Origin of the sequence: Acinetobacter sp. BEC1-S18-ESBL-01, assembly GCF_014169935.1 — a bacterium.
GTDB classification, from domain to species: domain Bacteria; phylum Pseudomonadota; class Gammaproteobacteria; order Pseudomonadales; family Moraxellaceae; genus Acinetobacter; species Acinetobacter pittii.
In genome coordinates this window covers 3,378,828-3,402,810 of record NZ_AP022302.1, presented here as the reverse complement: position 1 = coordinate 3,402,810, position 23,983 = coordinate 3,378,828, and the positions used below count along the sequence as shown (strand labels likewise).

The following is a 23,983-nucleotide window of genomic DNA, read 5'->3' as shown; positions in this document are numbered from 1 at the left end:
GGTAGTAAAGGTTAATTATATTAATTATTTGGCAGTGGCTTGCTGTTCTGCCTGAATTGCCGTTAATGCAATGGTAAAGACGATGTCATCTACCAAGGCTCCACGAGATAAGTCATTGACTGGTTTGTTGAGGCCTTGCAGCATTGGTCCAACGCTCACAACATTTGCAGCACGCTGTACTGCTTTGTAAGTGGTATTACCCGTATTTAAATCTGGGAAGATAAATACATTCGCACGGCCAGCAACGCGTGAGTCAGGTGCCTTTTGACGCCCCACACTTTCAACTGAAGCTGCATCGTATTGAAGTGGACCATCAATCAGTAAGTCAGGACGACGTTGTTGAGCAATTTGAGTTGCTTGCTGTACTTTTTCAACATCAGCACCTGTTCCGGAAGTACCGGTTGAGTAGCTGATCATGGCAATACGCGGGTCAATTCCAAAGGCTTTCGCTGAGTCAGCCGACTGAATTGCAATTTCAGCAAGTTGTTCTGCTGTCGGGTCTGGATTAATCGCACAGTCACCATATACATAAACTTCATCTGGTAAAAGCATAAAGAATATAGATGAAACTAGTGAATATTCAGGTGCTGTCTTGATGAGTTGGAATGCTGGGCGGACCGTATTTGCTGTGGTGTGTACCGCACCTGAAACTAAACCGTCGACTTGATCTAAGGCTAACATCATGGTGCCAAGCACTACGGTATCTTGAAGTTGTTCTTTCGCTTGCAGCTCGTTGAGTTTACCTTTACGTAGCTCAACCATTGGTACAACGTATTGATCACGAATACTATCAGGGTCGACAATTGCCAATTCGGCCGGTAATTCAATACCACGTGCTTTTGCAACATCGTGCACAGCATCTGGTTTAGCTAACAAAATACAGTCAGCAATACCACGTGCCTGACAAATTGCCGCAGCTTGAATGGTGCGCGGTTCATCACCTTCAGGTAGTACAATTCGTTTTTTAGCTGCAATTGATTTTTGCACCAGTTCATGACGGAAAGCTGATGGCGAAAGGCGAGGGGTAGCAGCATTGTTGCTGTGCTGCTTAAGCCATTCAACATCAATATGACTTGAAACAAATCGAGTCACTTGCTCAGCACGTTCAGTATCGTCAGTTGGAATTTCATTACCAAAATTAGATAGGCGCTGTGCGGTTTCAAGTGTATTTAAACGGGTATGTAAAATTGGCAAACCTTGTTTAATTGCACTTTGACAAAAGTCTAAAAGCTCTGGTGCTGGCGCTTCTCTTTCGGTAAGTACCAAACCTGCAAGAGGAATACCATTGCTGGTTGCCAAACTACTTGCAAGTAAAACGTCGGTACGCTCAGATGCGCTAATAATCAACTCGCCTGCAATAAACTTATTCAGTTCATATTCAATGCTTGAAGCAATTAAACTCGAATGCAAAATACGACGTGCTTTAGCTTCACCTTGATGTACCCATTGTCCATCAATGACATTTGCAATATCGAGTGTTCTAGGTACGCTTAACGTGTTACTAAATGGGACTAAACCAATAATCGGTAAATCGCTAGAACCAAAATAACGATTATATTTTTGCAGTTCGGTCGTAAATTTCGCGATTTCTTCAGTTGGTCGTAATGATGGATCAAACGCAACAGGAATTTGTGCTGTTTCTTCAGTTAATCCACGGGTACGCATAAACAGTACGCCAGCAGTACGATTTGACGCTGCTCCACCAAACTGGCGTAAATGAGCATCTACTTTTTCTGCTGCTTTTTTCGGGTTTTGAATATCTGCTGTACTGACCAACACGACTTCTGCATCAAGTGCTTGTGCAAGACTTGCATTGAGCTCACTGGCAAAATGGTCTTGTCCGTTTGGTAATAAGCCTTCCACAATAATGACATCATGGTCTGCTGCAACACTACGATGAAGGCTAACCGCTTCTTCAAGTAATTCATCTACTTCCCCAGCGGCAATAAGCTGAGTTAATTTTTCATGCGAAATAGATTGAACAGTTTTACTTTGAAATAAATGACCAAATAATGAAGTGGTTCGGTCAAGATGCTCTTGGTCTTCTTGAGAAAATGGTTTTAAAAAGCCTGCTTTAATTCCGTTGCAATCAAGTGCGTAAATCATGCCTAAGCAGGCAGAGGTTAAGCCAACCCCTTCGCCTGTAGGAATCAATAAAATTGTATTCATATAAACCTATAAATAAACGAATATCGAGTTTTCGCTAAGCTCTAATTAAGCAAGGCTTGCTACAGATGCTGTATTTTCTGCTGCTTCAACAACTTGACGAGTTTCTTTGGCAATACGGCCTTCTTCATCTGTAGGAATGACCCAAATTTGAGGTCCTGTTCCGTTGTCGATTCGGCCTTCAGTGCCACGTTTTAGGTTGTTGTTTTGATCTTTATCAAGCTGCAAACCAAAATGAGGTAAATACGCTAAGGTTTTTTCACGAATATAAGCTGAGTTCTCGCCAATACCGCCCGTGAAGATTAAGCCGTCTAAAGTTGGCAAACCACAGCTTAATGCAGCAAGTGATTTTGCTAGGCGATAGCTAAACACTTCAATTGCAAGACTAGCATCTTCGTTGCCATTTTCAGCAGCTTCAATGACTGTACGCATGTCGTTAGAGAGTTGTGATAAGCCTAGTAAGCCACTTTCGTTATTTAAAACTTTATCAATTTTAGCCAAGTCCCAACCGAGATTTTTCGCAAGGAAGCTATGTAAGCTTGGATCAACGTCACCACTACGCGTTCCCATCACTACACCTTCAAGTGGAGTAAGACCCATAGAGGTATCAACACTTTGTCCATTCCACACTGCGCAAGTTGAACTGCCGTTTCCTAGATGCGCTGTTAACCATCCACCTTTTTTAAGGTTACCTGCTAGCTCACTCGCTTTGTCAGACACATAAGCATGGCTTGTACCATGGAAGCCATAACGACGAACGTTGTGATCAGTATATAAAAACTTAGGAATTGCATAACGGTATGCATGCGGTGGCATGGTTTGATGGAATGCAGTGTCGAATACGGCAACTTGAGGTAATTCAGGAAATAGACGTACGGTTGCGTCAATACCAATTAAATGTGCTGGGTTATGAAGTGGGGCTAAAGGTGTCGCAGCACGAATACGTTCAATAATTTCAGGAGTGAGTAATTCTGCTTTGGTTAAACTACCCCCGTGTACAACACGATGTCCGATTGCTTGCGGTTTGTAGTTGGCAAGACGTGCAAGTAAAGTTTCTAAAGCTTTGGCATGATCAGCATAAGGGATTGAAAGTTCAAGTGGTTCACCACCTACTGTAATTCCCTTAATACGAGCATCAGCTGCCCCCAAGTTTTCTGCTAAACCGTAAATACGATCTTCACGACGCTCTGAAACCAGTGCGTATTTAATTGATGAAGAGCCGCAATTGATAACTAATACTGATGTAGCCACGTTGAAATACCCAAGTCCTGATTTAAAATAGTTTTCCTAACTTCCTGTTCAACATGTATTATTTTTCGATACAGATTGAACGGGTTGTCATGTTTTAACATGTGTTGTTTTTCTGTCCAAGATAGACTTTAGCCCATTAGACTTAAGCACTATCGACCATCAAATTATTTGTAACTAACATTTGTCCAGTATAAAGCTTAACCACTGTATTCCTTGTTTTTTTATACGTGTAGAAACGAGTTTTTTGTATATATTTATGAAAGGTAAATTTCTATTTAATGTATTTTTCAAATATTTGGTATAAATTTTTTAAGAAAAAAGAAGTGGTGTTATTTTAATCAAACTATAGGGGAGTATTACAAATAATATACGTAAATGAAATTAAATTTTAATCGTTTATATATAGGTTAAAATATATAAATCATAAACATTTTTAATATAAAACTTAGTATAAAAAAGCCGGTATAAATACATTTATAAGAATATTTTATTGCTTTGATATTATGAGAATTTTCTCGTAGTTATTAGAAGCTAATATACCAGTAAATATAGTCAAAAATAAAACCAGCTTCTTGTTTAAAACTTAAACATAATTTGTATTTAATACCCATGCTCCGGTATTACCGTAAAATTGACTAGGGCTTGCATGTCGCTTTTTGCCTTAATAATATTGTCCCTTCCCCTTATCAAATGATGATGAAATATATCATTTGGTCTATTTTTATGTTCCGGCTTATCCGGTTGTACAGGAGCGTCCAGCATGGACTTGCCGAATCCAGTATTGGCAAAAGTGACCGAGCGTGTAATCGCACGTAGTCAAAAAACTCGTTCTGCATATTTACAACGTATTGAACATGCACAAGGCAAATTTCCTGCTCGTGGAGCACTTTCATGTGCCAATCTGGCTCATGGTTTTGCCAGTATGGACGATAATGAAAAATTAATTATTAAAGTAGGCCGTGAACCAAATATTGGCATCGTATCTTCATACAACGAAATGCTGTCGGCTCACGCACCGTATAAAACATTTCCAGATTTAATTAAAACAGCCGCTCGTGAGAATGGCGGCGTGGCACAGTTTGCAGGTGGTGTTCCTGCGATGTGTGACGGTATTACCCAAGGTAATGCTGGCATGGAACTGTCATTGTTTTCTCGTGAAACCATTGCGATGAGTACAGCGATTGCATTGTCTCATAACATGTTTGACGCAGCTTTATGTCTTGGTGTTTGCGACAAGATTGTGCCGGGCTTGCTCATTGGTGCTTTGCAGTTTGGCTATTTACCTACTATTTTTGTGCCAGCTGGCCCAATGACCAGTGGTTTATCTAACGATGAGAAAGCCAAAATTCGTCAGCAATTTGCAACGGGTCAGGTTGGCCGAGATGCTTTGCTAGAAGCTGAGTCAGCTGCTTATCACGGTCAAGGGACCTGTACTTTTTATGGTACAGCCAACAGTAATCAAATGCTGATGGAAGTAATGGGCTTACATTTGCCAAGTTCCGCATTTGTTCATCCTCATACACCATTACGTGATGCACTCACCGCAGAAGCGGCGATTCGTGTACTTGATTTAACAGTTGAGCGTGGAAACTACACGCCGATTGGTCATGTTGTCGATGAAAAAGCAATTATAAACGGTATCGTGGCGTTACTCGCTACAGGTGGTTCAACCAACCACACTCTACATCTTATTGCGATTGCTCGTGCCGCTGGCATCTTGATTGACTGGGATGACTTTGATGAGTTATCGGCTGTTGTTCCATTACTCGCAAAAATCTATCCAAATGGTAAGGCTGATGTAAACCATTTCCAAGCTGCGGGTGGGGTCGCTTTCCTCATTCGTAACTTACTTGAAGCTGGTCTGTTGCATAACGATGTAACGACAGTGGCTGGTAAAGGTTTACAGCACTACACCAAAGAGCCGAAATTGATTGATGGTAAGCTCACTTGGGTTGACGGTGTGGTTCAAAGCCTTGATGACAAAGTTCTATGTAGCATTGATGCGCCGTTTCAACCAGATGGTGGCTTGCGCTTAATGCAAGGTCGCCTTGGCCGTGGTGTGATCAAGATTTCTGCTGTTGCGCCAGAACACCGTAAAGTTAAAGCTCCGGCAATTGTGTTTGATTCTCAAGAAGCAGTGCAAGCTGCATTTGATCGTGGTGAATTACATCGAGACTTTATTGCAGTTGTTCGTTTCCAAGGTGCGCGTGCTAATGGTATGCCTGAATTGCATCGTTTAACGCCTGTGTTGGGTGTTTTACAAGATCAAGGTTTCCACGTTGCTTTAGTCACTGATGGGCGTATGTCTGGTGCTTCAGGTAAAGTTCCTGCAGTGATTCATTTATCTCCAGAGGCCTTACTAAATGGGCCGATTGCTAAAGTGCAAACAGGCGATATGTTAATCATTGATGCTGAGGCTGGCGTACTCGATGTTGAAATAGATGACGATGTATGGCAGTCACGCCCTGTTGCACAGCCAGAACATCAGGCAGAAAACGAAGTTGGCTTTGGCCGTGAATTATTTGGTGTTTTCCGTGCTGCTGCTGCGCCAGCTGAACATGGAGCATCTGTATTTGGTGCATTGGTTGGTGAAAATTCACCAGAGCAGATTTGAATCAAAGGAACTGAAAAATAATGATTAAAATTGAAGATATCGTCAAATTAGGCCCAGTCATTCCTGTATTGGCATTTGATTCTGCCGAGCAAGGTGAAGATGTATCACGTGCTTTACATGCGGGTGGTGTGAAAGTTCTTGAGATTACGTTACGTACCGCTGCAGGTCTTGCTGCTATTGAGCGTGCTAGCCAGTTGGCCGATGACATTGTGGTGGGTGTAGGTACGATTACCAAACCAGAACACTGTGCTCAAGCCAAAAAAGTAGGCGCTCAATTTGGTGTATCTCCTGGTTTGACTAAAGACTTACATTTGGCTGCGCAAGATGCTGGCTTACCTCTATTGCCGGGTGTAATGACACCAAGTGACCTGATTCAAGCGATTGAATTGGGTTATGACATTGTGAAGTTCTTTCCAGCTCAACAGGCAGGTGGTGTTGAGATGCTAAAAGCATTTTATGGTCCATTTCCAAACTTGCGCTTTTGTCCGACTGGTGGAATTACGGCAGAGACAGCGCCAGATTTCTTAAAACAACCTAACGTGGTTTGTGTAGGTGGTTCATGGTTAACACCTAAAGCTACTGTAGCTGCCCAAGACTGGGCTGAAATTACTCGCTTGGCACAAATTGCGAGTCAGTTGAGAGCTTTGTAAATGTAGACAATATTTATAAAAAATGAAGTGCATTCTATGTGCTTTAAAGGCTGTATTGATGTGACCAGTTTGTGCTGGTCACACCTAAATATAAAAATTTAATGTCTTAACAGTAGGAATTACTGTGGTTGAAGACCCTTGTTTAGGCAGTGTGCCTAAATAATTATTCCAAGGAGAAGTGTCTCATGGAGACGGTTCAGGGTGGCATGTTACTGATCTACACTGTAATCGCGATTATTGCTTTAGTGGTCATGATCGCGAAGTTTAGAATTTATCCATTTTTAGTTCTCATTATTGTTTCACTCGGTTTAGCCTTGGCTGTTGGCATGCCAATGGGTGATATTGTTAAGTCTTATGAAGCCGGTACAGGTAAAACCTTAGGTCACCTCGCGATTGTAATCGCACTAGGAACAATGCTCGGTAAAATGATGGCCGAGTCTGGTGGTGCAGAGCGAATAGCAATTACTTTAATTAAGTGGTTTGGTGAGAAAAATATTCACTGGGCCATGATGTTTATTGCCCTTATTGTTGGCCTTCCCGTATTTTTCGAAGTAGGTTTCGTTCTACTCATTCCAATTGCGTTCAACATTGCTAAACGGACAGGCAAATCTTTACTGGTTGTTGGCTTGCCAATGGTTGCCGGTTTATCGGTTGTGCATGGCTTAATTCCACCACATCCAGCGGCACTGTTGGCAGTACAGGCTTATCATGCTGATATTGGTAAAACAATTGCTTATAGTCTGATCGTTGGTGTGCCAACGGCTATTGTTGCTGGACCACTGTATGCACTTTGGATTAATAAATACGTTAAATTGCCTGAAAATAATCCGTTAGCGAAGCAGTTTATTGAAGCAGATACCAATAGAACTCGTGAGCTACCAAGCTTTGGGATTACCTTATTCACAATCATGCTGCCTGTAGTATTAATGTTGGTTGGTAGCTGGGCTGATCTATTCTTTGCACCACAAACTTTCGCAAATGATTTGCTACGTTTTATTGGTACTTCTGATATCGCATTACTTATTGCTGTGCTGGTCAGCTTTATTACCTTTGGTACGATGCAGGGCTTTAACCGTGAACAAATTGAAAAATTCTGTGGCGGATGTTTAGCTTCTATTGCTGGGATTATGTTGATTGTAGGTGCTGGTGGTGGTTTTGGCGGTATTTTGCGTGACACTGGTATTTCTAATGAGATTGTTTCTACAGCGTTGAAGGCAAACCTGTCGCCGTTATTGTTGGGTTGGTTTGTTGCAGCATTAATTCGTTTGGCAACAGGATCGGCAACGGTGGCTATGGCTACAGCGTGTAGTATTGTCGCTCCAATTGCAGCTACGGCGGGTGTTGCAGTTAGACCCGAGCTTTTGGTACTTGCCACAGGTTCAGGTTCATTAGTTTTCTCACATGTAAATGACGCAGGATTCTGGTTAATCAAAGAATATTTCGGTATGACAGTAGGGCAGACACTCAAAACTTGGTCAGTATTGGAAACGATCATTTCAGTGTTGGGTTTATCTTTCACGCTACTGCTTAGCACTATTTTATAATTAAAGGTGAGTAATCCATGATTGTGATTGCAATGGGTGTCTGTGGAACAGGTAAAACCCTAATTGGTGAATTGTTATCAGAGCGTTTGGCTTGTGAGTTCCTTGATGGCGATGCGCTTCATTCAGCTGCAAATAAAAGTAAGATGAGTCAAGGTATCCCTTTAACTGATGAAGACCGCTTGCCATGGTTACAGGCAATTCGTCAGGTCATTGAAACCAAACAAAGAGACGGTGAAACGGCTGTATTTACATGCTCATCTTTAAAACGCATGTATCGCGATATTTTAAGAGGGCAAGACCAGAATGTTAAGTTTGTCTACTTAAAAGGTTCTTATGAGTTATTACAGCAACGACTTGCAGAAAGATCAGGTCATTTTTTTGACCCAGCGTTACTACAAACTCAGCTAGATACATTAGAAGAACCTGATGTGAATGAAGCAATTGCTATTGATATTGCTCTCACACCAGAACAGATTATTGAACAAGTCATCCAGAAGCTAGGGGTGACTGATAGTGTGTGTCGGGGGTAAATTCATCTAGAAAGATTATCAACGCTTTAAGATATTCACCTTGTGGTTTACGGTTCAAGCAAGGTGAGTACGGATAATAATAGTGATATTGACCCGAATAAAACCTGATTACAGTGGCGAGTTCGGGAATATATAAAAGACATACGAATAATAAGGTATTAAGAAGAATGAATCAGTTAAATAATTTAAAGTATAAATTCCCAGTAGTGGACGGTATTCCTGAAAGTGTGCGTCTGCCATCTCAAATTCATCAGCGTGTTTCACTCGTGGATGGTGAGTTGAAGTTATGGGCTGGTGCAACCAAGAAAACATTATCTCCAATCTGGATTCAGCAGCCTGACGGTCGCCTAGAGCAAGTTGAACTTGGTAGTTATCCGGTCATGGGTGAAAAAGAAAGCGATGAAGCACTAGAAGCAGCGGTACGGGCTTACAATAATGGTCGTGGCGAATGGCCAATGATGAAGGTTGGTGAGCGCATTGCCTGTATGCAAAATTTTATTCAGCGTATGGTGGAGCAGCGAGATCTGATTATTAAGCTGATCATGTGGGAAATTGGCAAAAGCTTGGCGGATTCAGAGAAAGAATTTGACCGTACAATTACCTACATGCGTCAAACGATTGATGCCCTAAAAGATTTGGATAATGCTAACTCTCGCTTTGTAATTGCCGAAGGTACGATTGGTCAAATCCGTCGAACTCCACTAGGTGTCGTGTTGTGTATGGGGCCATACAATTACCCACTGAACGAAACCTTTGCGACTCTGATCCCAGCCATGCTGATGGGTAATACCATTATTTTTAAACCACCTCAATTTGGGACTTTGTTGTTTGAACCGTTACTAGAAGCGTTCCGTGATTCATTTCCAAAAGGTGTGATCAATACCATTTATGCACCAGGTTCTCTAGTGGTACCCCATCTACTGGCATCTGGGCAAATTAATGTACTGGCACTGATTGGTTCTAGTAAAGTAGCTGATCATTTGAAGAAGCAACATCCTAAATCTCACCGTCTGCGTGCGATTTTGGGGCTAGATGCGAAGAATGCCGCTATTATTCTGCCAGATGCCGACTTGGATCTAACAGTGAAAGAGTGTCTGCTGGGTGCATTGTCGTTTAATGGTCAGCGTTGTACCGCACTCAAAATGTTGATGGTACATCGTTCAATAGCAGATGAATTTGTTAACCGCTTAACGGCTGAGCTGGCCAAACTTAAAGTGGGTATGCCTTGGGAAAAAGGTGTGTTTATTACTCCGTTACCAGGTATGCACCGTACGAACTACATGACTGAAGTCATTGAAGATGCTGTAGCTAAAGGGGCAAAAGTAGTTAATCCGGAAGGCGGTGAATTCTGCAAAACGATGTTCTATCCAGCTGTAGTTTATCCAGTGAGTGAGGGAATGAGGCTGTATCGCGAAGAACAGTTTGGTCCAGTGATACCAGTCTCTGTTTACGATGACATTGAAACTGTGCTGGACTATGTCACTACTTCTGATCATGGTCAGCAGGTGAGTATTTTTGGTAGCGACCCTGAGCAAATTGGTCACTTGGTTGATCCGCTGGTTCATCAGGTTTGTCGTGTGAACATCAACTGTCAATGTCAGCGTGGCCCTGATGTGTTCCCGTTCGGTGGTCGTAAAGATTCTGCGGAAGGTACACTGTCTGTGCATGATGCTCTGCGAGCGTTCTCTATCCGTTCCATGATTGCTGCTAAGCAGACAGATGACAGTAAGGGCATGTTGGCCTCTATGGTATCTGAGCACTATTCTAAATTTGTGAATACGGACTTTATTTTCTAATAAATATAAAAATAAAAAGCCAGCCTTCGGGCTGGCTTTTTTATAGTGACTTATAACTTGAATAATAAAAAACGCCTGAAATTGATCAGGCGTTTTTATTTGAACTCATAGATTTAATTATTGGCGAATTTGTCCGTCACCTAACACAATCCATTTTTGTGAAGTTAAGCCTTCTAAACCAACTGGGCCGCGGGCATGGATTTTATCGGTGGAGATACCAATTTCAGCGCCTAAACCATATTCGAAACCATCCGCAAAACGAGTTGATGCATTAATCACAACTGAGCTTGAATCTACACGAGCCAAGAACTGACGAGCTAAAGTGTAGTTTTCAGTCACAATTGCATCAGTGTGATGTGAACCATATTTGTTGATATGGTCAATTGCTTCATCAATCCCGCTCACCACTTTAACTGCAAGAATTGGCCCTAAATATTCGGTGTACCAATCTTCTTCTGTTGCAGGTTTTACAGAGGCACCCAAAATACGGCGTGTTTCTGGACAGCCACGTAACTCAACTTGTTTTTCAGCATACAGTTCAGCAATGTGCGGTAAGAAAACGTCTGCAATTTTCTCATCAACCAACAGCGTTTCCATCGCATTACAAACACCGTAACGATGTGTTTTTGCATTTAAAGTAATTGGTAATGCTTTTTGCAAATCTGCTTGTGCTTCAACAAATACATGACAGTTACCATCAAGATGTTTAATCACCGGAATACGCGCTTCGTTGGTTACGCGCTCAATCAAGCTTTTACCGCCACGTGGAACAATGACATCTACATATTCAGCCATGGTGATGAGATGACCAACAGCTGCACGGTCAGAAGTTTCAATGACTTGTACTGAATGCTCAGGTAAACCGGCAACTTTTAAACCATGCTTAATTGCTTCTGCGATTGCTTTATTTGACTCGAGTGCTTCTGAACCACCACGTAAAATAATGGCATTACCTGATTTAATCGCTAAAGATGCAGCTTCAAGTGTTACGTTTGGACGTGATTCATAAATCATACCAACAACACCTAAAGGTACACGCATTTTTCCAATTTGAATGCCTGTGGGGCGATATGCAAGATCAGTAATTTCTCCAATTGGATCGACAAGCGCGATCACATCTTTTAAACCTTGCAACATCCCTTTAAAGCGTGCGGGCGTAAGCTCAAGACGATCAAGTAAGGCACTGTCGAGCTGATTGCTACGACCTTTATCCATGTCGATTTGATTCGCCGCCAAGATTGCTGCCTGATTATTTTCCAAAGCAGTATAAATAGCAGAGAGTGCATGATTTTTTAGTGAGGTAGAAGCACTTGTTAAGACGCGTGAGGCCTCGCGTGCTTGTTGCCCAACTTTTTGCATATATTGTTCAATTGAATCTTGCATAGCATTTTTTAATCATTTACCAATGAGTAAGATAGTAGCAGTCAAATGCGGAACAATGAATGGCTTTTTTTCAAAAATGTGACCGCCATAAAAAAACATTTAAATATTTTGCAAACTATTAGCGACTTAAACAAGATGAGCGGTCATTTCAGCGATTGCGTATATTTCAGACAATTGTTTAGAATGTTATTGTGCAATACAAACTAATACAAAATTTAAAGTTTTGTGCATAAAAGATTACGTGTTCAAGAAGGAACTCTTGCAGCATAAAAAAATTACAGCAAGGAGGAAGCAAGGATATGAATTCCATTATTCAAATGGATTCGGAGATCAACCAAGCTTATGCCGGTTTTGGCTTTTTCGATATCTACCATAGAGATAGTTTTAAACAACCTGCTCGTACAACATGGATTGACGGTTGGAAAATTGAATATATGGCAATTGCCGATCCTAAAACGATTCACAAAACGCCGATTGTGATTGTTGGTGGTGCTTTCCAGAATTTTAATTCTTATAAATATTGTGTTGAACAATTGTTTGAAAGTGGTCCAGTTATTTTAATTGATTTACCTTCAATGGGTGCAAATCAGCAAATTACCAATCGCGACACAGGAGTATCTGCCGGTACTTTAGAACTTCCTGATTTATCTGAAATGTTAGGGCGTTGGTTAGATATCGTTGGAATACAAAAAGTTTCTGTAATGGGAATGTCTTTAGGGTCCGTGATTGCCTCTTGTTTTGCTCATCACCGTCCTGACCTAATGGATCGTATGATTTTGATGGGTGTTATGCAAAAGACCCGAAAAAGTTGGCGAATGATTTTGGAAGAATCCCTCAAACTCATGCAAGAAAACCGCATGGAAGAGTTTGGGCAAGCTGTTATTTTGTATTTAGTTAATCATGCAAAATTAGATAAAACTCGTATGTCACCAACCGCTAAAAAGTTATTTTTTAGACAAATGGCCGAGTTTACGGGGACTGAGCGAGAACGTTATGAAATTAACTGTAATCGCCTTTTGCGGTTAACAGATGTACCTATTCCCGAGTGCAAAACACTGGTAGCAGCAGGGCAGTACGATAGTTTTACTTTGCCTCATGAAAATGCCAATTTTGCTTTGCAATGTCCGGATATGGAATTTGCTCTGATTGCAAACGCTGATCATGTACCGCAGCTCCAGCGTCGTAAAGAAACTATGAGTTTGTTCACTTCATTCTTGAAGGGTGAATCTATCCAAAATTTGGATGGTATTATTCCTATGACACGTGAACAAATGCAAAACATGGAGCGCCGAGGTGAAGAACGGATTTCAGTTCTTCATCCTAAAACGAAACTGAGCCACCGTGAATGTAAAACAGAAGTGCCAGTAACGATTGTGGATGTGACTTTCTTTGGGATGTATTTAAAAATGGATGATGTTTCACAGCTTGATTTTGTGAATGACCATCCACGTGATTTGGCACTGCATTTAGAAGATGAAGAAGGCCCTTTCTCGATTGAATGTTTAATCTTTGAAGCTACTGAACACGGAATCCGTGCTTTATTTAAACATGGCAGTTTTGAGCTTGCCGATCGTTTAAGTCGTTTTATTGTCCGTCAAAAACAAACTGCTTAATTAGGTTTTTATAAATGGAAGCTTGTTTACTTCGAGCTTCCATTTTTTATATTTATTATTTTATTTGAGAATGAATAATCCAGACTAAATCGCCTAAATGCTCTTCATGGCTATCTTGAGAAACTTTCCCAAAAAATATTTGTGGCTGTTCAATAGTAACCTGCTCAAATTCTGTATCTTTAAAAAAGTCTTTCACTTCTTGTGGACTTTTGAAATGAAAACTAAATGAACTACGAGACATGAGTTTAAGTAACTTACTGCTATTCCAAATAATACTGGCGAGTTTGTTTTTAATGGGTTCAGGATATAAGTCAGTTAAATAGTGAAACTTTTTAAAAGTAGCACCATAGTGGCCAATCGATTGGATCAATTGTTTTAATAAATTTTTATCAAAATAGTTAATCAAGCCTTCACTGATTACAACCAATGGGCGGTTAGGGTCAAATACTTCAAATGCTTGTTCAAAAGCTTCTGTAAATAAATCAACTGATAAGATTTCAGGTGCATTTTTTTCAATTTGCTGTAACGCATTTTGTTTGGTTTGTGCCATATCGGGCAAATCAAGCTCCCGATAGGTAATAGAAGGGTAATGTTGTCTAAACCACCAGCCACGTGGCGACAGGCCACATGCTATTTCAAGCACCTGTAAATCATGATTTTCTTGAATGAGTTGTTCTAAATGATGGTCAAGCATGGTGTGGCGTTGTTTAAGCGTGGTACGCATGCTACCGCCGACATATTTCTCTGCCCATGATTCTATTGGATGAACCAAATAAGCCAGTGATTTGCCTTTGGTTGTGGCAAGTGCTTCATGAGAGATCCCCATTTGATACCAGATATAACCCGTATAGTGGGCTGTAAAAGAGATGTGGCGGTGTTTTGAAAGGTGTTGTGTCATTCGTCCTGAACTCGATTTATTGTTTTTGTGTGATCTTCATTATTTATAAAAATGAAGAGTTTTTACTGCATTGATGTTGAATGAACCTGCATGACGGAGTCCTGTCAATTAGGTTAGCATTTTGGGATGAACTTTCAGTTGGAGTTACTTTTATTTCGGGAAAAGTAACCAAAACCATTGTCATACGCAAAACCTGTTCACTTTCTGAATCTATCAAATATATTGAAGCAATCAATATCCTTCAGCAGATGAGCAGGTTGCGTATGACTTAACCGCGTATCAGATAGTGAATAGGTTTTTGTAGCCAATTAAAATTTTTACTAACTTAAATCGAATTTTTAAACTCTTCAATGGCTGTTTTGACAGCTTGCCACTCGTTTCCAAGCGATAAGGTTTCACCAATTTGAATTTGTGGAATTTGGCCGCGCATGCGTTCTAAACGCTCTTGGTTTGGTAGTTCTAAGTTTGTAATACCTTCGAGCGCTGTACAGGCTGCACTTCGGTCATTACACACCAGCCCCATGTCACACCCAGCCGCTAGAGCAGCTTGAATACGAGCATCTGCGCCACCTGCTACACATGCAGCCTGCATGCTTAAGTCATCAGAGAAAAGTACACCATCAAACTTCAAACGCTTGCGTAGAACTTCTTGAATCCAGAAAGGTGAAAAACCTGCTGGATTTGGATCAACTTGATCATAAATCACATGTGCTGGCATGAGCGCATCAAGCTGAGGCATAAGCTTAATGAAGCTTTGCATATCATGGTTATAAATTTCGTCATAGCTACGGCTGTCGATTGCAGCAGCAACATGAGAGTCGGCTTTCACAGAACCGTGGCCTGGGAAATGTTTGCCCGTATTTGCCATTCCAGCTTTTTTCATGCCTTGCATAAATGCGCCTGCAAGTGGGGCAATATCTTCAATATTTTTAGAGAAGCCACGGTCGCCAATCACGTCACTAATTGCATTAAGATCTAAAACTGGTGCAAAACTAAAATCGATACCGACAGCAAGAACTTCAGTTGCCATTAACCAGCCGCACTGTTTAGCCAGTTCAAGTGCTTTTTGAGGTTGAGTAATATAGAGTTCACCGAAACGGCCCATCGCCGGTAATAAGGTAAAACCTGATCTTAGGCGCTGAACTCGGCCACCTTCTTGGTCAACAGCAATCAAAATATCTGGGCGAATTTGACGCATATGGTCGGTTAAAGCACGTACTTGTTGTGGAGATTCAATATTTCGTGCAAATAAAATCATGCCACCGACTTGCGGAGCGCGTAATAGTTCAATATCTTCTTGAGTAAGTTCTGTGCCGGCGATGTCCAGCATCAATGCGCCAATCATATTGGTTCCATTTGAATTTTGATTGAAAAACAATAAGCGAATTTTGCAATGTTTTGCTACATTTTGTCAGTACAGAATATGATAAAACTACACGGTATAAACAATTTAGTTGGTTAAGATTTTGAATCTGCTTAGTTCATATCGAAAACAGAGCGTGTAAGATAGGAACACCCAAGGAAGTATTAAAAATTTATGAAACTTCAAACTATAGCTTGTGCAGTAGCGATCGCGACTGGCGGTTTATTCTTCTCTCATACGATGAATGAAGCGAGAGCGGCAACCAATACTGCTGCGGTTTCTCAATCAATCCAGCCAACGCAAGAACAGGCTTTGGTGGCTCGCCAACTGGCAACTTTAGTTGATCGTCAACATTATTTAAATATGCGTCTGGATGCGACCACATCAAATCGTATTCTGGATATGTATTTAGATAGTCTTGATCCAGATCACTCATTATTTCTAGATTCTGAAGTTCAAAATTATAAAAAACTATATGGTTCAAGTTTTGGTGCTTCATTAAAAGCGGGGAATTTAACTGGACCGTTTGCAATTCATCAGCAATATCGTGAACGCTTAAAACAATTTTATGAGTTCATGTTAGCTGAGTTAAAACAACAGCAAAATTTAAAGCAGCCAAATAGTTATATTGAAGTTGATCGTGAAAAAGCACCGTATTTTAGAACGACTGCTGAGCAACAGAATCATTGGCGAAAAATGTTGGTTTCACAGTTAATCAACTTAACCATTAGCCGTGAAGAAGAGCAGGCGAAGCAAAAAGCGCTTAAAGAGAATCCTTCACTTGCAAATGGGCAAGACTTAACTGGCCCAGAAGATTTAACGCCAGCCCAAACGTTAACTAAACGTTATACGCGTCAGCTTGAAAGAATTAGTCGTGTGAAAAGCGATGACGTCTTGGATAAAACATTAAATGCAATGTTGGCAACTTATGATCCACATAGTAACTATTACCCGCCAATTGATGCGATAGAACTTAATCGCCAAACTACCTTGCAGCTTGAAGGTATTGGTGTGTCGATTCGTCCAGAACGTGGCAACGAAGATTACACCAAGATTGAAACCATTGTAGAGGGTGGTCCTGCAAGTAAGTCTGGCCAAGTGAAATCAGGAGATCGAATCATTGGTGTCGCCCAAGAAGGCGAGAAAATGGTTGATGTAATCGGTTGGACAAGTTCTGAAATTGTTGGGCTTATTCGTGGTAAACGCGGAACAAAAGTCACGCTAAAACTTCTTGGTGCTGGTGCATCAATGAGTCAGGCACGTAATGTGACCCTGGTACGTGATGTGATTCAAGAAGAAGATGCTGGTGTTCGTTCACGCACAGTTGAAGTGACACGTGATGGTAAAAAGCATGTGTTGGGTGTAATTGAAATTCCATCATTCTATTTTGACTATCGTTCACGTCGTGCGGGGCAACAATACCGTTCAGTTTCTGAAGATACTGCAAATGCTTTTGAAGCGCTAAAAGCGAAGAAAGTAGAAGGTATTATTATTGACTTACGTAATGACCCGGGTGGCTCATTAGAAGAAGTTGCACGTATGTTGGGGCAGGTGATTAAGTCTGGTCCAGTGGTACAAATTCGTGATGGTAATGGCAACGTAAGCGTGTTTGAAGATAACGATGGCGGCCAGCAAATCTATACAGGCCCACTCGCGGTATTGGTGAACTTGGCATCTGCATCGGCAAGTGAGATTTACTCTGCTGCAATTCAAGATTATGAGCGCGGTATTATTATTGGTAGTACAACCACTGGTAAGGGTACAGCTCAGGTACAACTTGATACTCTGGCATATGGTCAAGCGACTTTAACTCAGCGTAAGTTCTATCGTATTACAGGTGGTAGTACACAAAATAAAGGTGTAGTGCCAGACATTAAACTCGTCGACATCTATAACGAAGAGTTTGGTGAGCGTAAATCGAAGAATGCGTTGAAGTGGGACACAATTCCTACTGCACCATTTAAACGAGAAGGTTCTGTTCAGCCTTATGTGACAAAGTTGTCCCAATTCTCTGAACAACGTGTTGGCAATGACGCTCAGTTTAAATATCTAAATAAACGTACTGCGATTGCTAAGGTGACGAGTGATCAAAAACAAGTAGTACTTGATATTGATAAGCGCCGTGCTGAATTACTTGGCTTAGAGAAACAAACTTTAGATGCAGAAAATGAACGCCGTGCTGCAACGGGTCAAAAGCCTTTTGCAAACTGGGAAAGCTATCAAGCTTCATTAGATGCTCTAGCTGAATCTCGCGCTAAAATGAAAGCATCACAACGTCCAGCGTTACCAGAAGAAGAAACTTTTGTGACTGAAGCTGCTAATGTACTCATGGATTATGCAAAATTGCAAAATCGCTAAGAGTTACTAGGATTTAAGAAAAAAGCATGCTGTCATCAGCATGCTTTTTTTTATTTTTCATGTCAGTAAACTGTCATGCATTTATCATCAAAATGTCAAAAAAACTGCTTAATCTTTAAGCATGAAAATAAATACATTGATGGATGGCGCTATGCAAAGTTCATACGCGACAGCACTATTAAAACAACAGCAACTTCCTGAAAGCTTCCAATTCTTTTTTAAACAAAAGCAGCAGCTATCTAATGCACATTCATTGCATGATTTGGTGCGCCCACGTTTAAAAATTGCGATTGTGACGGAAACTTGGCCACCCGAAATCAATGGTGTGGCACTATCATTATTACAGTTATGCCAAGGTTTACAAAAACAGGGGCATAAGATTTTACTGATTCGCCCAGAGCAAAAAGCGAAATGTCATGACTTTACGCCAGAGCAAGAATGTCTGGTGATGTCGCAGGCGATTCCAAAATATCCAACTTTACAATTTGGTTGGCCACAATATTTAAAAGTATCGAAAGCTTTTGAAAAGTTTGTGCCAGATGTTGTGCACATCGTGACTGAAGGGCCGTTAGGTTTAACCGCCATGCAGGCTGCTAAGGCAAAAGCTATTCCTGTTTCGAGCGGCTTTCATTCGCCATTTCAAGACTTTAGTCGTTTCTTCGATTTGGCTTTTTTAGTCAAGCCGATTCAAAAATACCTGTGCTGGTTTCACAATAACACTCAAGTAACTTGTGTACCGAGTAAAGATACTCAAGAAGCATTACGCGGTTTTGGTATTACTTGTCCACTGGTTGTTGTTGGACGTGGCGTAGATACGACCAGATTTTCACCGAAGCATCGCTCTGAAAATTTGCGAAAACAATGGGATGCTGATGAGAATACACGCGTTATGCTTTATGTGGGGCGTTTGTCTCCCGAAAAAGAAGTGCAAGTTCTCATTGAAAGTTATGCGAACCTACAAACCATTCAGCCACATAAAACTAAATTAGTAATTGTAGGAGATGGCCCAGATTTTGCTCGTTTAAAGTCACTACCTGAAGCGAAGGGTGTTATCTTTACCGGAAGTCTGAGAGGTCAAGATTTGGCGGCTGCCTATGCGAGTGCAGATGTATTCGTATTTGCGAGTCAAGTTGAAACGTTTGGTAACGTAGTTTTAGAGGCAATGGCAAGTGGTTTACCAGTTATAGCGTATGATTATGCATGTGCACATCAATACTTAACACATGGTGTGAATGGCTGGTTAAGCCCACTTGGACAAAAAAACCACTTTATACAACAAATTTATCAGCTTCCTTCAGTAAAACAACTTAGAGAAATGGGCGTACAAGCCTGTCATAAAGTACAGCAAAGCGGTTGGCAACTTCCGGTTCAGCAATTGGAGCAGGCATTTTATCAGGTAGTGAAGGAGCCCTCGTTGGACTTCACCTAAGTATCCTAAGATAGGAGAATGACCATGAAATTTAAGAATGCAAAAATAAAAATACTCGATTTAGATTTGAGAGGCTGTTTATATCTGAACAATTTCTCTCACTCACAGCGTGTTGCCCTTTTCTTCAAAATTATCAGTCGTGTTGGTGATGGTCCATTTTGGTATCTCATGTTGGCAATCGTGTGGGGTATGCAAGGCATTAACTATAGCTTGCAAATCATCTACTTGTTATTAGGTGGTTCTGTCGGCACAGCAATCTATAAATTTTTAAAACATAAAACAACGCGACCACGTCCTTATCAGGTGCATCAGGTGATTGTGCTCGGTGAAAGACCACTTGATCACTTTAGTTTTCCATCAGGTCACACGCTGCATGCGGTCATGGTGACAATTGTATTGGGTTACATTCAGCCAGTTCTGCTTGCGGCGATGTTTCCTTTCATGGTGCTTGTCGCTTTATCTCGTATGGTACTGGGTCTTCATTATCCAAGTGATGTGATTGTTGGTGCGCTAATTGGTGCAGCGGTCGCGGCTACGATTATTTTTGTGGCGCCATTATTGAACATCGCTTTATAAGCATCGGTAATTTTTATCAGCTTAAGCTATCGATTAGGTTTGTGGATTTGCTAAAGTACACAGTTCGTGATTTAGCAGATTAAACAGATAGGAGCCGCTATGGGCTTACGTTGGACAGATACGATTGATATTGCCATTGAATTGTCAGAAGCACATCCAGAAGTTGATCCGCAATGGATCCGTTTTACCGATTTACATGCATGGGTGTGTGCATTGCCAGACTTCAGTGATGACCCAAATAAATCGACAGAAGGATTGCTAGAAGGCATTCAGATGGCCTGGATAGACGAAGTTCGCTAAAAACAGTAGAAAAAATCGCAACTTTTACACATTCAAAGCTGATTATTGCCTATGACATCGGTATAATGCGGCAAATTTTTTAAAGTTTAAATCTTAAAATAAAGGAGCCACTCATGGCTATTGAACGTACTTTGTCTATCGTAAAACCTGATGCAGTGTCTAAAAACCACATCGGTGAAATTTTTGCTCGTTTTGAAAAAGCGGGTTTAAAAATTGTTGCGACTAAAATGAAACACCTTTCTCAAGCTGATGCTGAAGGTTTCTATGCTGAGCATAAAGAACGTGGTTTCTTTGGTGACTTAGTTGCATTCATGACTTCTGGTCCAGTTGTAGTATCTGTTCTTGAAGGTGAAAACGCAGTTCTTGCACACCGTGAAATCTTAGGTGCTACAAACCCTAAAGAAGCTGCTCCTGGTACTATCCGTGCTGACTTTGCTGTAAGCATCGACGAAAACGCTGCTCACGGTTCTGACTCAGTTGCTTCTGCAGAGCGTGAAATTGCTTACTTCTTTGCTGACAACGAGATCTGCCCACGCACTCGTTAATCGAAAGCATTCAAACCAGATAAGTGGTATACTACTTATCTGGTTTTTTTATTCTCTTAAGAGAATATTGTTTGATTCTTGAACAATATCTTCAGTTTTTTGACATGGTTTAGGTAAATACACATGAGTTCTGCAGTGGTCGTTTCATCTGAAAATCTTGATGGACAGCAGCAATCTTCGTCCACGCCGGTAATCCCTGCTGCCGAAAATAAAGTGAATTTACTCGGCATGTCTCGTCCTGAGTTAGAAAAATTCTTTGAAGATATTGGTGAGAAGAAGTTTCGTGCCGGACAGGTCATGAAATGGATACATCAATACTTTGTTACTGACTTTGCTGAAATGACCAATATTTCAGGCAAACTACGTGCGAAGCTTGAACAGATTTGTGAAATTAAAGCCCCTGAAGTGGTTCACCGTCATTACTCAAAAGATGGTACACGTAAGTGGGTGTTTCGCGTAGGTGAGGGTGCAGGCTCTTTAGTTGAAACTGTATTAATTCCTGCCGAAGATAAAACTGGGTTACGTAAAACACTTTGTATTTCCTCTCAAGTGGGCTGCGCATTAGATTGCTCATTTTGTTCAACAGGTAAACAAGGTTTCCAACGTGATTTAACGCCAGATGAAATTATTGGGCAACTCTGGATGGCAAACTATTCTTATATGGAAGAAGTGCCTGTTGCCGAGCGCGAACGTTCAGTGACCAATGTTGTGATGATGGGCATGGGTGAGCCATTGCTCAACTATGATGCTGTATTAAGCTCAATGCAGATTATGCTTGATGACTTTGCGTATGGCATGTCAAAACGTCGTGTGACTTTATCAACGTCAGGTGTTGTACCAAAAATTGATCAGCTTGCAAAAGACATTGATGTGGCTTTAGCCATTTCTTTACATGCGCCAAACGATGAATTACGTAACGAATTAGTACCTATTAATAAAAAATATCCATTGGCTCAGTTAATTGCAGCATGTCAGCGTTATATTGCCAAAGATGGTAATGAAAGTACGCGTAAACATGTGACGATTGAATATGTGATGTTAGAAGGCGTGAATGATCAGCCTGAACATGCACAGCAAATGATTAAATTATTAAAAAATTTACCAAGTAAAATTAACTTGATTCCGTTTAACCCGTTCCCGCATGCGCCATATGGTCGTTCAAGCCGAAATCGTATTATCTCGTTCCAAAAAACTTTGTCTGATGCTGGATTTGTGTGTACGATTCGTCAAACACGTGGTGATGATATTGACGCTGCATGTGGGCAGTTAGTGGGTCAAGTGGCTGACAGAACCCGTCGTGCTGAACAGTGGCAGAAAAAAGTCACACAGCGTCAAGAGATTTTGCGTACACAAGGATAAATTGAGGGCAGGCTTTGAGTATTCCAAAGTTAAAAACGGTTTTATGTATGGGGATTGCAGTTGCATTTCTGGTAAGTGGTTGCCAGACAACGCATACGCAAAAAAAAGACCCTGAGAAAGCGGTAAAGGTGCGTACACAACTTGCTGCTGAACATATCCGTTCGGGTGACTTGGACTCAGCAAAGCGAGCTCTTGATCAAGCTTTAAGTGTAGATAGCCGCGATGCTACTGCAAATATGATGATGGGTATTTTGCTACAGCAAGAAGGTAGCAAACCCAATTTAGAAAAAGCAGAACATTATTTTAAAAGAGCAATTTCATCTGAACCGGATAATGCTCAAGCACATAATAATTATGGTACTTATTTATATCAAATGGAGCGTTATAATGATGCGGTTGAGCAATTTCGTATTGCTGGCGCAACATTAGGTTATGACCAACGCTATCAGGCATTAGAAAATCTGGGGCGTATTTATTTAAAATTGGGTGATGTTGCGAATGCTGAAAAAACATTCAAACAAGCACTCCTTGCTAACCGCGACTCTTATATTTCAATGTTAGAGTTAGCGGAAATTTTTTATTTGCAGCAGCAGATTCCGGCTGCTACACAAATGTATGAGCAATATGTTCGTACAGTGGGGCAGAAAAATCAGGGTGCAAGAGCACTTTGGATTGGTGTAAGAGTGGCTCGAGCCAATGCGGATAAAATGGGAATGCAAGTGTTAGTAAACCAGTTACGTGCTTTGTTCCCGGAAAGTCCAGAATATCAACGTTATTTGCAATTACAGTATAGTACTGAGGCCGTATGGAAATAAATCCTAATTCACAGCAGCCAACTGGCTCAAGCTTACCGACTTCTGCTTTAGGAAATATTCAACGTCCTGGTGAGTATTTACGTCAAATTCGAGTTGCTCAGAATAAAGAGTTAGGGCAAGTTTCTTCAGATTTAAATATGCCGGTTAAGACCTTGACCGCTTTAGAGCAAGATGACTATAAATCATTGCCGGAAGCGACTTTTATTAAGGGTTATTACCGTTCATATGCAAAATATTTAAATACGGACGCGACGGCAATTATTCAGCGTTTCGATGAGATTTATGCAAATGATACTGGGCTGTTACCAAATCATGCCTTAAATAATTCGCCAATTAAAATCATGGGTAAACTCCCGGGTTCTAATAGTGATCGTAATAAGAAATGGTTAAAGCGCGCACTTCTTGCTGTTGTAATTCTTGCTGTTGTGTCATTGCTTGTTATGGGTGTCCAAAAATGGACTTCAAAGAAAGAAGATGCTGATTTACCTAAAGTAAATCAATCGAATGTTGAAGTTTTACCTATGCAAGGGGCTACCACCTCAACAGTGGGTGATCAATTGGTGTTAAACTTTAACCGACCAACTTCTGTTCATATTGTTGATGCAACAGGTAAAGTTTTGGCGACAGGTCGTCAGTCATCAACTTTAAACTTAACTGGTGAGTCTCCATTCCAGATTCGTCTTGATGATGCAACGGCTGTGTCATTAAGTCTAAACCAAGAACAGATTTCATTGTCTCCATATACGGTAAACGGTAAAGCAGAATTCCGTTTATCCCGCTAATACCATGAGTT

At 41.0% G+C, this 23,983-nt stretch carries 20 protein-coding genes; 14 read left to right on the top strand and 6 right to left on the bottom strand.

Going from position 1 to position 23,983, the window contains the following annotated elements:
• Positions 1-24 precede the first annotated feature (24 nt).
• From pta to H7R46_RS16165, 3 genes are read right to left on the bottom strand one after another with little or no spacing between them, the layout of a single operon-like run.
• Positions 25-2,169 carry a phosphate acetyltransferase gene (gene pta, locus H7R46_RS16175; RefSeq protein ID WP_005066129.1) on the bottom strand — a complete coding sequence of 715 codons (2,145 nt, stop codon included), beginning with the start codon at positions 2,167-2,169 and terminating at the stop codon, positions 25-27.
• Between the two features lie 45 nt (positions 2,170-2,214).
• Entirely contained in the window at positions 2,215-3,417 is a 1,203-nt protein-coding gene (locus tag H7R46_RS16170; protein ID WP_005066132.1) for an acetate/propionate family kinase, read from the bottom strand.
• A complete protein-coding gene (locus H7R46_RS16165; protein ID WP_005804223.1) occupies positions 3,399-3,518 on the bottom strand; it encodes a hypothetical protein in 120 nt (39 codons plus the stop codon). Before H7R46_RS16165 ends, H7R46_RS16170 begins: the two co-directional genes overlap by 19 nt.
• Before the next feature lie 659 nt (positions 3,519-4,177).
• Between H7R46_RS16165 and edd the strand changes: the two genes are divergently transcribed.
• From edd to H7R46_RS16140, 5 genes are all read left to right on the top strand, one after another.
• On the top strand, positions 4,178-6,031 hold the full coding sequence (edd, locus tag H7R46_RS16160) for a phosphogluconate dehydratase (protein WP_005066134.1): 1,854 nt from the start codon (positions 4,178-4,180) through the stop codon (positions 6,029-6,031).
• Between the two features lie 20 nt (positions 6,032-6,051).
• Positions 6,052-6,681: a bifunctional 4-hydroxy-2-oxoglutarate aldolase/2-dehydro-3-deoxy-phosphogluconate aldolase gene (gene eda, locus H7R46_RS16155; protein ID WP_005066137.1), complete on the top strand. Its 630-nt coding sequence runs from the start codon at positions 6,052-6,054 to the stop codon at positions 6,679-6,681.
• 185 nt (positions 6,682-6,866) lie between these two features.
• Positions 6,867-8,225 carry a gluconate:H+ symporter gene (locus H7R46_RS16150; protein ID WP_002115035.1) on the top strand — a complete coding sequence of 453 codons (1,359 nt, stop codon included), beginning with the start codon at positions 6,867-6,869 and terminating at the stop codon, positions 8,223-8,225.
• Between the two features lie 17 nt (positions 8,226-8,242).
• Positions 8,243-8,755 (top strand): gluconokinase, encoded by a 513-nt coding sequence (locus tag H7R46_RS16145; protein WP_005066143.1) that lies wholly within the window; start codon positions 8,243-8,245, stop codon positions 8,753-8,755.
• Positions 8,756-8,922: 167 nt separating this feature from the next.
• The gene (locus H7R46_RS16140) at positions 8,923-10,551 is read left to right on the top strand and encodes an NADP-dependent glyceraldehyde-3-phosphate dehydrogenase (protein WP_005066148.1); all 1,629 of its coding nucleotides are present in this window, start codon (positions 8,923-8,925) and stop codon (positions 10,549-10,551) included.
• Between the two features lie 117 nt (positions 10,552-10,668).
• Here the strand turns inward: H7R46_RS16140 and H7R46_RS16135 are convergent, their stop codons facing one another.
• The gene (locus H7R46_RS16135) at positions 10,669-11,934 is read right to left on the bottom strand and encodes a glutamate-5-semialdehyde dehydrogenase (protein ID WP_005066156.1); all 1,266 of its coding nucleotides are present in this window, start codon (positions 11,932-11,934) and stop codon (positions 10,669-10,671) included.
• A 299-nt stretch (positions 11,935-12,233) separates the two neighbouring features.
• Here H7R46_RS16135 and H7R46_RS16130 point away from each other — a divergent pair, with 299 nt between their 5' ends.
• Positions 12,234-13,547, top strand: a complete 1,314-nt coding sequence (locus H7R46_RS16130) for an alpha/beta fold hydrolase (RefSeq protein ID WP_005066159.1) — start codon at positions 12,234-12,236, stop codon at positions 13,545-13,547.
• A 55-nt stretch (positions 13,548-13,602) separates the two neighbouring features.
• Here the strand turns inward: H7R46_RS16130 and H7R46_RS16125 are convergent, their stop codons facing one another.
• Entirely contained in the window at positions 13,603-14,445 is an 843-nt protein-coding gene (locus H7R46_RS16125; protein ID WP_005066161.1) for a class I SAM-dependent methyltransferase, read from the bottom strand.
• Positions 14,446-14,770: 325 nt separating this feature from the next.
• Positions 14,771-15,790 carry a beta-N-acetylhexosaminidase gene (nagZ, locus tag H7R46_RS16120; RefSeq protein WP_005066165.1) on the bottom strand — a complete coding sequence of 340 codons (1,020 nt, stop codon included), beginning with the start codon at positions 15,788-15,790 and terminating at the stop codon, positions 14,771-14,773.
• Between the two features lie 192 nt (positions 15,791-15,982).
• Here nagZ and H7R46_RS16115 point away from each other — a divergent pair, with 192 nt between their 5' ends.
• The 8 genes from H7R46_RS16115 (at position 15,983) to H7R46_RS16080 (ending at position 23,972) form a co-directional block, all read left to right on the top strand.
• On the top strand, positions 15,983-18,166 hold the full coding sequence (locus H7R46_RS16115) for a carboxy terminal-processing peptidase (RefSeq protein WP_005066169.1): 2,184 nt from the start codon (positions 15,983-15,985) through the stop codon (positions 18,164-18,166).
• Positions 18,167-18,305: 139 nt separating this feature from the next.
• Entirely contained in the window at positions 18,306-19,595 is a 1,290-nt protein-coding gene (locus H7R46_RS16110; protein WP_080591623.1) for a glycosyltransferase family 4 protein, read from the top strand.
• Between the two features lie 24 nt (positions 19,596-19,619).
• Complete coding sequence (locus H7R46_RS16105) at positions 19,620-20,171, top strand: phosphatase PAP2 family protein (protein ID WP_005066176.1); 552 nt, start codon at positions 19,620-19,622, stop codon at positions 20,169-20,171.
• A gap of 99 nt (positions 20,172-20,270) precedes the next feature.
• The gene (iscX, locus tag H7R46_RS16100) at positions 20,271-20,471 is read left to right on the top strand and encodes a Fe-S cluster assembly protein IscX (protein WP_004698764.1); all 201 of its coding nucleotides are present in this window, start codon (positions 20,271-20,273) and stop codon (positions 20,469-20,471) included.
• Positions 20,472-20,584: 113 nt separating this feature from the next.
• Positions 20,585-21,016: a nucleoside-diphosphate kinase gene (gene ndk, locus H7R46_RS16095; RefSeq protein ID WP_000963851.1), complete on the top strand. Its 432-nt coding sequence runs from the start codon at positions 20,585-20,587 to the stop codon at positions 21,014-21,016.
• Positions 21,017-21,139: 123 nt separating this feature from the next.
• The gene (gene rlmN / locus H7R46_RS16090; RefSeq protein WP_002115097.1) at positions 21,140-22,375 is read left to right on the top strand and encodes a 23S rRNA (adenine(2503)-C(2))-methyltransferase RlmN; all 1,236 of its coding nucleotides are present in this window, start codon (positions 21,140-21,142) and stop codon (positions 22,373-22,375) included.
• Positions 22,376-22,389: 14 nt separating this feature from the next.
• Positions 22,390-23,190 carry a type IV pilus biogenesis/stability protein PilW gene (pilW, locus tag H7R46_RS16085; protein WP_002114699.1) on the top strand — a complete coding sequence of 267 codons (801 nt, stop codon included), beginning with the start codon at positions 22,390-22,392 and terminating at the stop codon, positions 23,188-23,190.
• The gene (locus H7R46_RS16080) at positions 23,181-23,972 is read left to right on the top strand and encodes a helix-turn-helix domain-containing protein (RefSeq protein ID WP_002114935.1); all 792 of its coding nucleotides are present in this window, start codon (positions 23,181-23,183) and stop codon (positions 23,970-23,972) included. Before pilW ends, H7R46_RS16080 begins: the two co-directional genes overlap by 10 nt.
• The last annotated feature ends 11 nt before the right edge of the window (positions 23,973-23,983 follow it).